Annotated in this window: 11 protein-coding genes; 3 read left to right on the plus strand and 8 right to left on the minus strand. The window is 70.8% G+C overall.

The genetic code is table 11. The features are described 5' to 3' along the window. Positions 1-240: 240 nt before the first annotated feature. The 6 genes from CLV30_RS25610 to CLV30_RS25635 all read right to left on the minus strand — a co-directional run bounded on the left by CLV30_RS25610 (position 241) and on the right by CLV30_RS25635 (position 7980). Complete coding sequence (locus CLV30_RS25610; RefSeq protein WP_106540095.1) at positions 241-753, minus strand: ferritin; 513 nt, start codon at positions 751-753, stop codon at positions 241-243. Between the two features lie 190 nt (positions 754-943). Next, positions 944-2119, minus strand: coding sequence for an imidazolonepropionase (gene hutI / locus CLV30_RS25615; protein ID WP_106540096.1), 1176 nt, complete (start codon positions 2117-2119; stop codon positions 944-946). Positions 2120-2172: 53 nt separating this feature from the next. Further along, positions 2173-2664: a helix-turn-helix domain-containing protein gene (locus CLV30_RS25620; protein WP_106540097.1), complete on the minus strand. Its 492-nt coding sequence runs from the start codon at positions 2662-2664 to the stop codon at positions 2173-2175. 215 nt (positions 2665-2879) lie between these two features. Beyond that, entirely contained in the window at positions 2880-5114 is a 2235-nt protein-coding gene (locus CLV30_RS25625) for a putative bifunctional diguanylate cyclase/phosphodiesterase (RefSeq protein ID WP_106540098.1), read from the minus strand. Beyond that, positions 5111-7255: an Rv1355c family protein gene (locus CLV30_RS25630; protein ID WP_106540099.1), complete on the minus strand. Its 2145-nt coding sequence runs from the start codon at positions 7253-7255 to the stop codon at positions 5111-5113. The genes CLV30_RS25625 and CLV30_RS25630 overlap by 4 nt, the downstream gene beginning before the upstream one ends. Beyond that, complete coding sequence (locus CLV30_RS25635) at positions 7255-7980, minus strand: hypothetical protein (RefSeq protein WP_129711142.1); 726 nt, start codon at positions 7978-7980, stop codon at positions 7255-7257. The genes CLV30_RS25630 and CLV30_RS25635 overlap by 1 nt, the downstream gene beginning before the upstream one ends. Positions 7981-8794: 814 nt before the next feature. On the opposite strand from CLV30_RS25635, the gene CLV30_RS25640 reads away from it, so the two are divergent. Then, entirely contained in the window at positions 8795-9826 is a 1032-nt protein-coding gene (locus CLV30_RS25640) for a lactonase family protein (protein WP_106540101.1), read from the plus strand. 41 nt (positions 9827-9867) lie between these two features. On the opposite strand, the gene CLV30_RS25645 is transcribed toward CLV30_RS25640, so the two are convergent. After that, on the minus strand, positions 9868-11292 hold the full coding sequence (locus tag CLV30_RS25645; RefSeq protein ID WP_205741144.1) for a multidrug effflux MFS transporter: 1425 nt from the start codon (positions 11290-11292) through the stop codon (positions 9868-9870). 252 nt (positions 11293-11544) lie between these two features. Then, positions 11545-12582 (minus strand): hypothetical protein, encoded by a 1038-nt coding sequence (locus tag CLV30_RS25650; RefSeq protein ID WP_106540102.1) that lies wholly within the window; start codon positions 12580-12582, stop codon positions 11545-11547. 235 nt (positions 12583-12817) lie between these two features. Between CLV30_RS25650 and CLV30_RS25655 the strand changes: the two genes are divergently transcribed. Both CLV30_RS25655 and CLV30_RS25660 read left to right on the plus strand, forming a co-directional pair. Further along, on the plus strand, positions 12818-13249 hold the full coding sequence (locus tag CLV30_RS25655; RefSeq protein WP_106540103.1) for an SPW repeat protein: 432 nt from the start codon (positions 12818-12820) through the stop codon (positions 13247-13249). 70 nt (positions 13250-13319) lie between these two features. Continuing rightward, a complete protein-coding gene (locus CLV30_RS25660) occupies positions 13320-13934 on the plus strand; it encodes a nitroreductase family protein (protein ID WP_106540104.1) in 615 nt (204 codons plus the stop codon). The last annotated feature ends 89 nt before the right edge of the window (positions 13935-14023 follow it).

A 14023-nucleotide genomic window follows, 5' to 3' on the forward strand; every position in this document is an offset into this window, starting at 1 on the left:
AGCGCGAAGAACCCCTCACGCACCTCATACGGCAACGCCCTCGGCAATCACAACACCCTCTCCACTAGGCGTTGCTTACACCGATAGATTCCACCCCTGGTGACGCGTGCACAATCCTGGTGATGGCGGGCGAGCCCGAGCCCAGCACCGTCCTCGCCGGGACGCCCTTCGACCGTTGCTGTCGCCACTCGACGCGACGAGAGCCGCCGATTCCGATGCCGTCACCGCACCGGGTGCCTCCTAGGCGCCGGCGTCACCGTCGGGGCGACGCGCGCCGAGCTCCTCGTCCAGCCGCAGCAGACCCGGACCGTCGTCACCGATCATGTGCAGCCGGCCGATGATCCCCGAAACCGTCGACTCCTCTTCGACCTGCTCCTCCAGGAACCAGCTCAGCAACGGAAGGCTGTCGATGTCGCCCTCGGCCTGGGCCAGCCGGTACAGCGCGCGGATGCACTCCGACACCCGCTGTTCGTGCGCCAAGGCCGCCTCGAACGCCGGCGTCACACCCGCGCCGGGATCGTTCGGCGCGACGATCTGACCGATCTGCGGCCGGTTGCCGCGAGCCGTCGCATGCGCGATGAACTTCCCCGCGTGCTCGCGTTCCTCGTCCGCCTGGATCCGCATCCATGATGCCATCCCCGGCAGGTCGGCATCGTCGAGTGCGACCGCCAGCTGCAGATACGCCACCGACGATTCGAGCTCCAGCGTGATCTGCTCGGAGAACGCCTTGTCCAGGATGTCATTGAGCCTCATGACGGGGACATTATCGCAGCTCAGGAGCGTTTGCCAGGGAGCTGTGCCTACCCTTGGCGAGGCTTGGCGAACCTATCGGACCAGCCGCGGGCGCAACCGTGGCCGTCACCAGGCGTGTGCACGCGTCACCAGGCCTGTACGGGTGGTGACGCATGGAATTCCATGCGGAACGTGATCATTCTCGCGGCGATCAGGAGGGGCGGTGGCCGGACTTCCAGACGTCGGCGACCAGCGGCACTCCGGGGCGGTAAGCCAGGTGAACGTGTGACGGGGCGTCCAGAACCACCAGGTCGGCGCGAGCGCCGGGCGTCAGCCGCCCGACGTCGGTGCGGCGCAGGGCCGCCGCACCGCCGGCCGTCGCCGACCACAGCGCCTCGTCCGGTGTCATGCCCATCTCACGCACGGCCAGCGCGATACAGAACGGCATCGACGACGTGAAGCACGACCCCGGGTTGCAGTCGCTCGCCAGTGCGACCGTCGCGCCCGCCGCCAGCAGCCGGCGGGCGTCCGGGTACGGCGACCGGGTGGAGAACTCGACCCCCGGCAGCAGCGTCGCCACCGTCTGCGATCCGGCCAGCGCGGCGACGTCGGCGTCGTCCAGGAACGTGCAGTGATCGGCGCTGGCCGCGCCGGCCTCGCACGCCAGTTGGACGCCGGGGCCGTGGCCGAGCTGGTTCGCGTGCACCCGGGCACCGAGGCCGCTGCGCACGCCGGCGTCCAGCACGGCCCGGGACGCGTCCCGGTCGAACGCGCCGGTCTCACAGAACACGTCGATCCAGCGCGCGTAGGTCCGGCAGGCCTCCAGCATCGGGCCGGAGACCAGGTCGACGTAGCCGGCCGGGTCGTCCTCGTACTCGGCGGGGACGATGTGCGCGCCGAGGTAGGTCGTCTCGTCACAGTGCCGCGCCGCCAGGGCCAGCGCGCGCGACTCGTCCCGGGCGGTCAGCCCGTATCCGCTCTTGACCTCGACGGTCGTCGTTCCCTGCCGCCGCATCTCGGCGAGCAGGCGGACCAGGTTCGCTTCCAGCGCCTCGTCCGTCGCCGCCCGGGTGTGCCGCACGGTGGTGCGGATGCCGCCGGCCTCGTAGGGCTGTCCGCTCATCCGGGCCGCGAACTCGGCCGAGCGGTCGCCGGCGAACACCAGATGCGCGTGGCTGTCGACGAAGCCGGGGATCACGCAGCGTCCGGACACGTCGACGTACGCGTCGGCGGCGGGCGCGTTCCTGGACTCGCCGGCCCACACGACCGAGCCGCCCGCGTCGACCACCAGGGCCGCGTCGGTGAGTCGCCCGAGTGGTGACCCGTCGCCGTACGACGGGTCGTTGGTCACCAGCGAGCCGATCCGGTCGAGCAGCGTCGTCACCACAGCCGCCCAGTGTAGGCAGCCGCACGCGGCGTCCGTCGCCCCCCGGCGCCCGCTCAGCTGGAGACGAGGACGCCCCAGGCCACGAGCTTGTCGCGGAAGTCGTCCGGGGACATCTCGTACAGCAGCGCCGCCAGGGACACGTCCTCGGCGCGGATGGTGAGCGTGCGGCTGGTGAAGTCGTTGCGCTGGCGCTGGATGGAGGAGACGAAGCCGGCCAGCCGCTCCGTCTCGGGCGGGGCGTCGCGCAACGCGTCCAGGTCGATCACGACCTTGCCCTCGCCGGACGACGCGGACCGGCCGGACCCGTCGGAGACCAGGGAGTCGACCGGAACGCCGTAGAACTCGGCGAGCTCGGCGATGCGCCGGATGGACGCGACCCGGTCGCCCCGCTCGTACGAGCCCACGACGACCGCCCGCAGGCGCCCCCCGGACTTCTCCTCCACGGCCTGCAGCGACAGCCGCCGGCGCTTGCGCAGGGCCCGCAGCCGCGCGCCCACGACGCGCGCGAAGTCCTCCTCGGTCGACTCGGAACCGCCGTCGTTCATCCTCGAGCTCCCAAAGGCTGCCTCATCCTCCGCGCCGGCGCCGCCCACACCGTCACGCCCACACCCCCCGGACCTGGTTGCCCGGCCGGAACGCCGAGACAGTCACCACGATACCCGGGCCACGGTCACGGTAAGGACGTCGTTCCAGCCGTGCGCTGACACTCGACGTGCATGTTAAGTGGTTGTGGCCGGAAAGACCACGGCGGGTCCGGTGATCAGACGGCACGCAGCGGCACACCCGGGTTACGCGCACTGTTGAGCACCGCGTTCGCCGGCAACGGCTTGGACATGAAAAAGCCCTGCGCGCGGTGACAGCCCAGGTCGAGCAGTGTCGTCACGGCGGCGGACTCCTCCACACCCTCGGCCACGGTCGTCAGGTTGAACGCCTCGGCAAGCCGCACGATGGCCGCGACGATCGCCCGGTCACCGCTGTTCTCGGCCAGCGCCGACACGAAGCTGCGGTCGATCTTGAGGATGTCGACCGGCAGCTCCTTCAGCTGGGCCAGCGAGCTGTACCCGGTGCCGAAGTCGTCGATCGCCAGCGTGACGCCGAGCCCGCGCAGACCGTTGAGCGTCGCGCGGACGTCGTCGATCTCGCGCATGACGGTGCTCTCGGTGATCTCGATGCCCAGCTCCGCCGGCGCCAGTCCGTACCGGTTCAGCAGACCGGCGACGAAGTCGACGAAGTCGGAACTGATCAGCTCGCCGGCGGAAATGTTCACCCGGACGATGGCCGGAGGATCGAACGACGACGCCTTCCAGAGCGCGAGCTGCCGGCAGGCCTCCTCCAGCACCCACCGGCCGAGCTCGGCGGCGAGGTTGATCTCTTCGACCACCGAGATGAACGAGTCGGCCGCGAGCAGCCCTCGCTCCGGGTGCTGCCAGCGGATGAGCGCCTCGACGCCCGTCAGCCGCCCGTCCCGAAGGTCGAACTCCGGCTGGAAGTACAGCCGCATCTCGTCGTTCGAGATGGCCGTGCGCAACCGGAGCTCGAGATCGGCACGGATCAGCAGCTTCGAGCGCAGCTCGTCGTTGAACGACACCACCGAGTCGCCGCCGCGTTCCTTGGCTTCCAGCAGGGCGACGTCGGCGTTGCCGAGCAGCTCGTCGACGGTGCCGGCGCCGTCGCCGTTGAGCGCCAGCCCGACGCTTGCGCTGCGGCTGATGGCGTGCCCGCCGACCTCGAGGGGTTCGGCGATGCGGTCGAGGATCCGCCGGGCCGCGCGCTCGGCGGCCTCGACGCTGTGCACGTCGTGCAGGACCACCACGAACTCGTCGCCGGCCAGGCGCGCCACGACGTCCCGTGGCCGCACGCACTCGCGCATCCGCGCGGAGACCGCCTGGATGAAGCTGTCGCCGACGCCGTGGCCGAGAACGTCGTTGACGGTCTTGAGCCGGTCCATGTCGGCGAACAGCACGGCCACACGCGCGTTCGGGTCGTTCACCAACACCGCGGTGAGGTTCTCGACGAACGCGCGCCGGTTCCACATGCCGGTGAGCTCGTCGTGGTAAGCCTGGTGGTGCAGGTTCTCCTCAGCGGTCACCCGTGCGTCCAGCTGGACCAGCAGCGACGCGATGGCCCGCAGCGCACGGACCTCGGCCCGGGTCCAGATCCGATCGCCGAAGTGGATCAGCCCGAGAACGCCTCGCGTGGTGTCCCCACTGATCAGCGGCACTGTCGCCATCGACACTTCCTCGACGCCCGAGCCGGCGTGGACCCGCTGCTGGTAGCTGCCCTGGCCATCACCCGGGCGGACCAGGAACGGCTCACGCTGGTCGCCGACCATCGAGAAGACGAGGTCCTCGGTTTCCCAGGGCACGACGCCGAGCGGGTCGGGATCGGGGACGTCCGGCCGCCGCGGCCATTCGTCGACCAGCACGCTGGCCTGCAAGTTCGGTTCGTTGTGCCGGAGGAAGCAGGTGTCGGCCGAGAAGTACCGGCCCAGTTCGCCGAGCACCCGGTAGACCGTGTCCCCGAGCTCGAGGGCGGACACCCCCATCAGCTCGGAGGCGATGTAGGTGACCAGCGCGTCGAGCCGGTTGTGCAGGCCGGACTCCTCGCCGGCCTCGAGCACCGCCGTCGTCAGGGTCGCGGCCATCCGCACCAGGGAACGGTCGTTGCCGGACCAGGGCCGGTCGCCGCCGCGGACGACGCACACACCGCCGTGGAAGTCGCGGAAGCGCAGGCTCACCGCAAGCACCTGGTAGCCGCCGACCTCGGCGGTGCGTGGCTCGTCGCCGGCGTTCTCGGCGGAGACCTCGTCGACGACGCCGCGGATCGCCTCGCGCATCGCGGTCAGTTCGGGTCCGCGGACGCCGGAGTCGGCCGCGCTGCCCCAGCCCGCCAGCGGCAGGCCGCCGCCGGCGGCGAGCAGGTCGGCCGAGATCGCGTCGGTCGACTCGGCCAACGTCTTCAGCAGCGGTTGGATCGTTTCCGGGTCGAGCTTCATTCAGTTGCTCCGTGCCTCGATAGCGCCCGGACGGTAAGGCGAGCCGGGAGGCGGCGGCTCCGGACGCTGATCGACGGAGCGTAGCCGATCCGCATCACCAGCGCGATGTGCTGGTCACCCATGCCGGTCAGCTGAGCGAACTCCCGATGCAGGTCACGCAGCCGATCGGCATATCGGGGCGACAGCTCGGCGTAGTCGTCGTGGCCGACGGCGAAGACGAAGACGGGCGACATCACCTGTACGGCCAGGCCCTGCCTCTCGGCGGCCACCCAGACCCGCTCGACGGCCTGGCCGCCACGCACGTAGTCCGCCGGAGTGCAGCCGTCGATGCCGACCACGACCAGGCCGGATGCGGACTGGACACGGTCACGGGTCGATTCGCCCAGTGCCCGCCCGAGGTCCTGCTCGGCCAGCAGCGCCATGACGTCGTCGCGGCGCGCCACGTTCAGCTTGGCCAGGTCGGACTCGTCCAGCTCGAGGGTACGGACGTCCAGCCCCCAGTCCAGGTCGTGGACGCCGGGCCAGCGCAGCTCGCGCATCATCTCCCGGTGCAGGTGGTCGGTCAGGTATCGCGTCCGGTCGGACTCGCCGAGCAGCTCACCGAGCTCGTGCAGGTCGTCCCGGTCGGCGACCAGGTGGGCGCTCGCGCCTTCGGCCGCGGCGGCCGCCCGCAGCTCCGGGGCCACCTCGTCCGGCAGCGGCTTCGGTTCGGTCAGGTTCCGGTTGGACACCCGCCGCAGCGCCGGCTCGTAGAACGCGGCGAGCTCGGGATCCGCGTCGTCGGAGAAGGTCAACCGGGCTACCGGTGACCCGCCCGTGCCGTGCGGAAAGATCTCGACGTCACCGAGGATCGCATGCCGCGCCGCGGCGACGCGCGCGTTGAACAGCGCCGCACCGATGCCGACGTAGCTGCCGCGGTAGGCGACGTCGAGAGTGGACGTCTGCTCGGGATCGAGCTCGATGCGCAGCTCGGAGCGGTCGTGCAGGAACCGCCACGGCTGGGTGTTGCCGCCCGAGGGAGCCAGCCGTGCGGCGTGGATCACCGCCTCGACACCGTCGGACGGCGCCGGTTCCGGATCCGCCGACGCCTCGACGCCGGCGCCCGGCTCCGACGTCGCCGCCGGCTCGGCGAGCGACGCGAGCGCGTCTTCCAGGTCCAGCCGGATCCGGCCCGACGGCAGGTGACCACCGAGACCGAGCCTGCGCACCGCGGCAGCCACGCTCGCGGCCCCGAGGTTGATGTCGCCGCCGAGCTGCGGCCACGTGTTCAGTGTCTCGTCGACCTCGGTCATCGACGCGGCCATCACGGCCGACAGCTGGTCTGGCTCCAGGACGCGCAGCACGTACGGCACCTTGTCGTGGGTGCTCATGCCGATCAGGTCGGCCGGCTGCGCGTCCCCGAGCAGGCCATGGAACAGCGGCCGCTCGGGCTCGAGGTCGTAGCGTTCGACGTCCAGCAGGCCGCGATCGCTGGTCTCCATGATCAGCGGGATGCGCAGCCGCCGCGCAGCGTCGCGCACCGCGAGCTTGACGTCGAAGGAGTCACACTCCTCGATCACCACGTCCAGGTCCCGCATGAACGTGTCGGCGGACTCCAGGACCAGTCCGGCGGGCTCGATGTGCACGTCGATGTACGGGTCCAGCTCGGCGATCCGCCGAGCGACCACGACGGTCTTGTTCACGCCGAGGTCGAACACGGTGCCAGGGATCCGGTTGAGGTTGGACAGCTCGATCTCGTCGAAGTCCGCGAGCAGAACCCGCCCACAGCTGCCCTCGAGCGCCAACGTGTGCGCGATGGCATGCCCGACGCTGAGTCCGACGACACCGACGCTCAGCCCGCGCAGCCGCCGCTGCTGCTCCCCGGTGATCTTGTTCCGGTTCCGGTCCGAGCGCAGCGCCTGGAACCCGCCCGGCCCGAGCAGGTGAACCAGGCTGCGTCGCCACGGGTAGTAATACCACCGGGTGAGCTCGGACAGATGTTCCGGATCCGGCGCGGGGAGGATCCGTTCCAGATCACGTCGTTGCTGGTCGATCGTGTCGATGACCTCGACGCGTGGATCGTCGATCAGCGCCTGGAGCTCGCGCGCGTCCTCGACGTGTATCGGATGCCAGATGTCGTCCGCACCGGCATTGTCACCCATCACCAGGCCCTCTCGTCACCGTGCCCTACCGCCTGCCGGCGCTCCGCACCGAACAGCTGACGTTGCTCTGACGTCGAGAAGTCGAGTGTGGTCTCGGCGTCCCAGGTCAGCAGCGTCGTCCGGTACCGGTCATCAGGATAGGCGGCCGGCACGATGTCCGGTAGTTCGCGTGCGCCCGAATTGAACCATCGCGGCGCTGCGTGTTCGGCGGCTGAACAGTACGCGAACCGCACACCCAGAAAGGTCATCGCGTGTAAGAACGCCCGTGACGTCAGGTCGGCCAGCGCGCCCTTCTGGTCCGACGCCGGGTCCACCCAGGCTCCCTTGAGCTCGATAACCCCGTCCGGCAGCGCATCCGAGATCCAGCTGGTCACCATCGAGGCGGACAGCGGCTCGCTGACGAACTCGCGTGGGGCGTAGGCGTCGCGCATGCTCCGCAACGGCCCGTTGGCGTACCAGCCCGCCCAGATCGTGCCGCCGTCGTCGCTCATCACACAGAAGACCGGGGTCGTCGCGTCCTCGTCGGCCGCCGGCAGCGACAGGGCGGCCTCGACCCGGTACTTCTGGTAAGTGCGCTGCGCTCCGGCGACGTACTGCTGCCACAGGTCGAATCGTCGCGCTGGCGTGTAGAAGCGCAACCACATGCCCGAGACACTGTCCCGGAACCCGTACAGCTCGTCGGTGGTTGTCAGATGGTCAGCGTTGAGGGTCTTCGTCACAGTCATGGCATCGACACCCTGGCTCCACGGCTCCGTCCGGTCTGTATATCTCTAGTACCGTATGCGCCGATCACGCTCTAGGTGCCATCCTGCCCTACTTTGAGCAGCCGGTCGCGGAGAACGCGACGGGGATCTGCCCCCCAACAGAGCCCGTCGCGTCTCCGCATGCGGCGACGGGACCAGCCCGCGGAAACCCGTCGCCACCCCGTTGGGCCGCGGTGCGTTCGTCCCCGGACGCACCGCACCGCGGCCCCTTATCTCGGCGCGGCCTGTGCAGGGCGGAAGGGCCGCGCCGGTCCTTGTCACGGCCCGAGGCCGTGCTGACACCGCATCCGCCGGCTCGTCGGGGACCTGTGCCTCATGACGACACCACCGTCCCTCTCGGTTCGCCCAACTCGGTCGAATTGGATCGAAGCACCTTTGAAATGCAGTGCGAGTACTCAGAACAATAGACACCGAAAGACACCTACGCAACAATAACTTTGCGTGACGCAAATGGTGACGGAGAGTAGTTTCCTGCGCGCATCTTCGCTGCTCACTCTGGGTGATCGAAAGCTACACTCAGCAACTGAACCGCCTTCGCGGACCAGCCTCGCACGGGCCGTAACCGACACGTGCGGACTTCGGCGAATTCCGCTTCCGAAAGGCGTCGCACGTCGCTTGTCGCCGCCACTTTCTCCGGAAACAAACGCAATGCCCGACCACCGGACGCCGCGGCGTCCCGACCACGTGACGCCATCGCCCGCACGGCCCGCCGCGCCCACAGCACCGGCTCCGCCCGCCGTTCCGTCCGGGCGGCACGGCAGGCGATGATGTCCTCATGCACGCATTCATCGGAGCCGCCACCAGCAGCGGTCAGGGCAGTAGAGCCTCCGGCATCACCGTCGTCGAGGTGCGGGGAAGCGACATGACCGCGCTCGGCACCGGTGCCGGCACGGTCGAGAACCCGATGTACGTGGCCGTCGCGCCCGGCGGCGACATCGTCTACACGGTGCACGAGTCACCCGACGGCGCGGTCAGCGCGTGGCGGGCCGACGACGGCGCGCTGAGCCCGCTCGGTGTACCACGTGCCACCGGGGGCAAGGGCCCGTGCCACCTGTCCGTGCACCCGCGGGGCCGGCACCTGCTGGCCGCCGACTACGGCTCCGGATCCGTCAGTGTGCACCCCGTCGACGCGGACGGCTCGGTCGGCGAACGCACCGACCGCCGGCAGTACTCCGGCTCGGGGCCGGTCTCCGGCCGTCAGGACGGACCGCACGCGCACATGGCCGTCACCGATCCCGGCAGCGGACCTGGACGCGGGCACGTGCTGGTCACCGACCTCGGCACGGACACCCTGCACCGGTACGACCTCGACGAGAGCACCGGCCGCCTGACCGACGCCGACCGGATCGCGATGCCTCCGGGCAGTGGGCCCCGGCATCTCGTCGTGCAGGACCGGTTCGCCTACGTCGTCGGCGAGCTGGACTCGACGGTCTCGGTGGTCGATCTGACGTCCGCGACGGTAGTCGGCACCGCCAGCACGCACCCGGGCGGAGAACCGGGCGACAGCCTGCCCTCGGGGATGCGGCTGGGCGCCGACGGCCGCTTCCTGTACGTCGCCAACCGGTTCGCCGACGAGATCGCGGTGCTCTCGGTCGACGGCGAGACGGTGCGGTGGGTGGCGGCGCTGCCTTGCGGCGGCACGCATCCCCGGGACCTCGCGCTGGACCCGGCCGGCGAGCGGCTGTTCGTCGCCAACCAGTTCTCCGACGACGTCGCGTCCTTCCGGGTCGAACCGTCGTCCGGCCTGCCGCAACCCGACGGCGTCGCGTTGCGGACACCGAGTCCGGCCTGCATCGCCTTCGGCTGACCCGCGCCGGCGGGACGCTCGTCGGCCAGGCACCGACGGCTTCAGCTCTCGCGGTGTGTTCCCTCCGCGGCCGTGCGCCTGCGGCGGGAGCGCCGCGTGGATGCCTGCGCATGACGGCGTTCGATGCGTCCGAGGGGCACCGGCGGGTGCGCCGCACCGCCGTGGCACGTGCCCTCGGCCCCCTGATGTGCTGTCGAGTGGGTGGCACGTGACGCGTGCGGACCGGGCGCCGGATCCGCGGGCGGGGCGGCGGCGTCGACCGGTTCGGGCGGCTCGGCGGGCGCCGCGGGCCCGCTCGCCGGGTCCGTCATCCGCCACGGCCGCGCCACCAGGAACAACGCCGCCACCGCCAGCAGCGTCATGGTGACCATGACCCCCGCCATCGGTACGGCCGAACCGCTGCCGAACGCCCCGACCATCGGGGCGCTGAACGCACCGACGGCGAAGTTCATCGCGCCCAGCAGCGCCGCGGCGGTGCCGGCGGACTCACCGTGCTCGGCCAGCGCCAGTACCGGCGTGTTCGGCATGGTGAACCCGACCGTGGTCAGCAGCACGAACAGCGGCACGGCGATGCCCGCGATGCCGAACAGGCCGCTGCTGGCGAACACGAGCATGGCACCGGCGGCCGTCGCGGCGGTGACCAGCGCCCCCGAGACGACCCATTTCGGCGCCACCCGGCGGACCAGGCGCGCGTTCAGCTGGGTCGCCGTGATCAGGCCGACGGAGTTCAGCCCGAACAGGACGCCGTACGCCTGCTCGGACAGCCCGTACACGTCCTGGAACACGAACGACGACCCGGCGATGTAGGCGAACAGCGCGGCCATCATCGAGCCGCCGGTGAGCATCAGGCCGACGAACACGCGCCCGCGCAGGATCGACGCGTAGGTGCGCATCGTCCCGGCCACCCCGCCGGAGCGGCGCCGCTCCGGCGGCAGCGTCTCCTCGAGACCGAGCACGACCACGGCGACCAGGCCCAGTCCGAGCACGGCCAGCACCCAGAACACGCCGCGCCAGTCGGTGAACTGCAGCACCTGCCCGCCCAGCGACGGAGCCAGAACCGGCGCGATGCCGGTGACCAGCATCAGCCGTGACAACAACCGCACCGCGGGAAGCCCGGTGTACAGGTCGCGCACGACCGCCATGGACACGACCGCCCCGGCGGCGGCCGCCATGCCCTGCAGCACGCGGAACCCGCCGAGCATCGCGATGTTCGGCGCCACGGCGCACAACACCGACGCGACGACGTGCGTGGCCGTCGCGGCCATCAGCGGCCGGCGACGGCCCAGCGCGTCGGAGAGCGGACCGAGGATGAGCTGCCCGATCGCGAACCCCAGCAGGGTTCCGGTGAGGGTGAGCTGCACCGCGGACTCAGCGGCGTCGAGGTCTCCGGAGATCGCGGGGAATGCGGGCAGGTAGAGGTCGATCGTCAGCGGGCCGAGGGCGGTGAGCGCGCCCAACACGAACACGCGACGGATCATCTGAGCACGGGTCAGGCCGGTTCGGGACGCGACTACGTCGCGGGATGATGCGGGCACGCGGGCATACCTCTTCGGCTGCGGCGACGGCAAGGGGAATGGATCACACGATCACGACACACGAAGACGACAGCACCGGCGTATCGTGGCAACACGAACAACTGTGCCAGACGGCACTGACATCCGCACCGGGTTTGCGGTGTGAGCCGCCGTACACCCGAGCGCCGCCGAGCGGTGTCGCACTCACGTCCGCAGCGGCGCGACCTCGTCCCAGGCCGGGTCGAACCGGTCCCGTGCGGCCGCCGTCCCGTGCGTCCACGACCGCAGCACGGGCTCGATCGACTCGACGTTCACCTCGAGCCCGTCGACGTAGAAGTAGGCGACGATCCGGCCGCCGCCCGTCAGGTGACCCACCCGCAGCGCGTGCGGGCCGTCTCCGCCCAGCGCCGCCAGCACGTCCTCCTGCAGCCGCTCGGCGTCGGCCGCGACGCTGTCGTCCTCGGGCTCGCCGTTCCGGTTCGCCTTGTACCCGAGCGTGACCATCACCGACGTGTCCGCCAGCGGGCGCTCCACCCGGAGCAGCGGGCGGCGCGCCACCGCCGTGACCGGACGCCCGCCGCGCCCGGCGCCGTGCAGCGTCACCCACGGTCCCTGGGTGGGCCGGAGCTGTTCCGCTACCGCACCCAGCATCGACAACGCGATGGCGTCGACCGACCGGTCGGCACTGACTGTGACGGTGCCGATCCAGCGCAACACGTCGTCGTCGCCGAGCGCTGCCACCAGCCCGCGCCACGCCACGTCGTTGCGCGCGTTCTCGCCGAGCAGCGGGAACAGCGGATGGTGCACCACGACGTCCAGGACGGTCCGCCGCGGGTCGACGCCGGTGCCCGCGACAAGCTCGCCCAGGTCGATGTCGTAGTCGTCGACGGTGATCGACGGCACCTCGTCCAGCGGTCGGGGCATCCGCGCGGCGGCGAACTCGATGCCCGGGTCGTCCGGCGCCGCCAGCACCCAGCGCTCGGTGACCGCGCGCCGCTCGGTGTCTCTGCCCGCCGACAGCGCGAGGGCGTGCCGCCGCTGCTCCCCGGCGGCCATCTCCCAGGTCAGGCCGTGGTCGAGGGCGGCGACAGCGGGGTCGAGCAGGGTTCGGACATCGTCGGGACGGTTCGCGTCCACAGCGGCGAGAACCTCGTCCCGGTGCTCGGCCCACCACTGCCAGAACCGGGCGACTGCCGGCCTCGGATCGGCGGGCCTCGGCGCGTTGCGGCGGCGGAAGGCCACGGTCAGTCGTCCCCCTCGTCGCCGGCCCGGTCGCGGCCGGACCGGACCCGTTCGGTCACCCCGTTCACGTCAGTCCTCCTACCGGCAGGCCACACCCTCGCGCGATCATATTCGGCCACGCCGCGCCGTCCACCGGCGGGCGGGTGAACCGCGCCGGGTCGTGGACGGAGACCGTGCGTAGGAGGATGATGGAGGTGCGGGATCGACCCGATGTCCATTTCCTGGAGGTGGGGTCATGACTACACCGAGTCCCGACATCGAGCAGCACCCCGACGTCGCCACCATGCGGCACAGGTACGACGAGATCTCCGAGACGCCGGTCGCGCAGTCGGCCGACGGCCTGTCGTTCCTCTCCGGCCTGTTCCTGGCGATGTCGCCCTGGGTGATCGGGTTCACCGATCAGTCCGCCATCACCGTGACGAACCTGTTCACGGGCATTGCCATCGCCCTGCTCGCCGTCGGTTTCGTCGCGGCGTACGGGCACATGCACGGCATGGCCTGGGTCGCTCCGCTGCTGGGCGCCTGGGCGATCGTCGCGCCGTGGGTGGTCTCCGGCCCGACCCCGGAGAACGCCGCGCTGGTCAGCAACGTCATCGTCGGCGCGTTGGCGCTGCTCTGCGCAGTGGCCATGATGTCGACGGGCATGCGACGTCGCGGCACGCGCTGATTCGACACACGCGGGCGGTGGCGACCGTTCGATCCCGCCGCCACCGCCTCACCAGGGCATGATGCGGGGTATGGAGTTCGCCGAGGCGGTCCGCCGCCGCCGCATGGTCCGCAACTATCGCGAGGAACCGGTGCCGCCGGACGTGATCGACCGCGTCCTCGAGCACGCGTTGCACGCGCCGAGCGCCGGGTTCAGCCAGGGATGGGCGTTCCTGCGCCTGGACACCACCGACGACGTCGCCCGGTTCTGGCGGGCGTGCACCCCGCCGGGGATGGGCGCCGACCAGTGGTCGGCAGGGCTGCGGCGCGCCCCCGTCGTGCTGGTGCCGATGTCGTGCAAGCGGGCCTACCTCGACCGTTACGCCGAGCCGGACAAGGGCTGGACGGATCGCGACGAGTCCCGGTGGCCGGTGCCCTACTGGGACGTCGACACCGGGATGGCCGCGCTGCTGATGCTGCTCACGGCGGTGGACGAGGGTCTGGGGGCATGCTTCTTCGGGATCCCGCCGCAGCGGCTCGACGCGTTCCGCTCCGAGTTCGGCGTCCCCGGCGACCACACCCCCATCGGCGCGATCACCATCGGCTACCGGGCGCAGGACCGCCGGTCACCGTCGCTGCGCCGGGGCCGTCGCTCCCTCACCGAGGTGGTCCACCACGGCCACTGGCACCCGCCTGCTCGAGAATGACGCTTCTATGTCAAGTGGTGGTGTTGTTGCTGGTGGTGAGGTCGGTGGTGAGTGTGCGGTAGACGACGTCGGTGAGGTGTCGTTTGAGG

It is taken from the genome of Haloactinopolyspora alba (assembly GCF_003014555.1).
In the GTDB taxonomy this organism is placed as follows: Bacteria; Actinomycetota; Actinomycetes; order Jiangellales; family Jiangellaceae; genus Haloactinopolyspora; species Haloactinopolyspora alba.

Excerpts from the sequence above, each read along its gene's own strand:
- CLV30_RS25610 (WP_106540095.1), bottom strand. The coding sequence starts at position 753 with ATGAGGCTCAATGACATCCTGGACAAGGCGTTCTCCGAGCAGATCACG.
- CLV30_RS25620 (WP_106540097.1), bottom strand. The coding sequence starts at position 2,664 with ATGAACGACGGCGGTTCCGAGTCGACCGAGGAGGACTTCGCGCGCGTC.
- CLV30_RS25625 (WP_106540098.1), bottom strand. The coding sequence starts at position 5,114 with ATGAAGCTCGACCCGGAAACGATCCAACCGCTGCTGAAGACGTTGGCC.
- CLV30_RS25630 (WP_106540099.1), bottom strand. The coding sequence starts at position 7,255 with ATGGGTGACAATGCCGGTGCGGACGACATCTGGCATCCGATACACGTC.
- CLV30_RS25635 (WP_129711142.1), bottom strand. The coding sequence starts at position 7,980 with ATGACTGTGACGAAGACCCTCAACGCTGACCATCTGACAACCACCGAC.
- CLV30_RS25640 (WP_106540101.1), top strand. The coding sequence starts at position 8,795 with ATGCACGCATTCATCGGAGCCGCCACCAGCAGCGGTCAGGGCAGTAGA.
- CLV30_RS25655 (WP_106540103.1), top strand. The coding sequence starts at position 12,818 with ATGACTACACCGAGTCCCGACATCGAGCAGCACCCCGACGTCGCCACC.
- CLV30_RS25660 (WP_106540104.1), top strand. The coding sequence starts at position 13,320 with ATGGAGTTCGCCGAGGCGGTCCGCCGCCGCCGCATGGTCCGCAACTAT.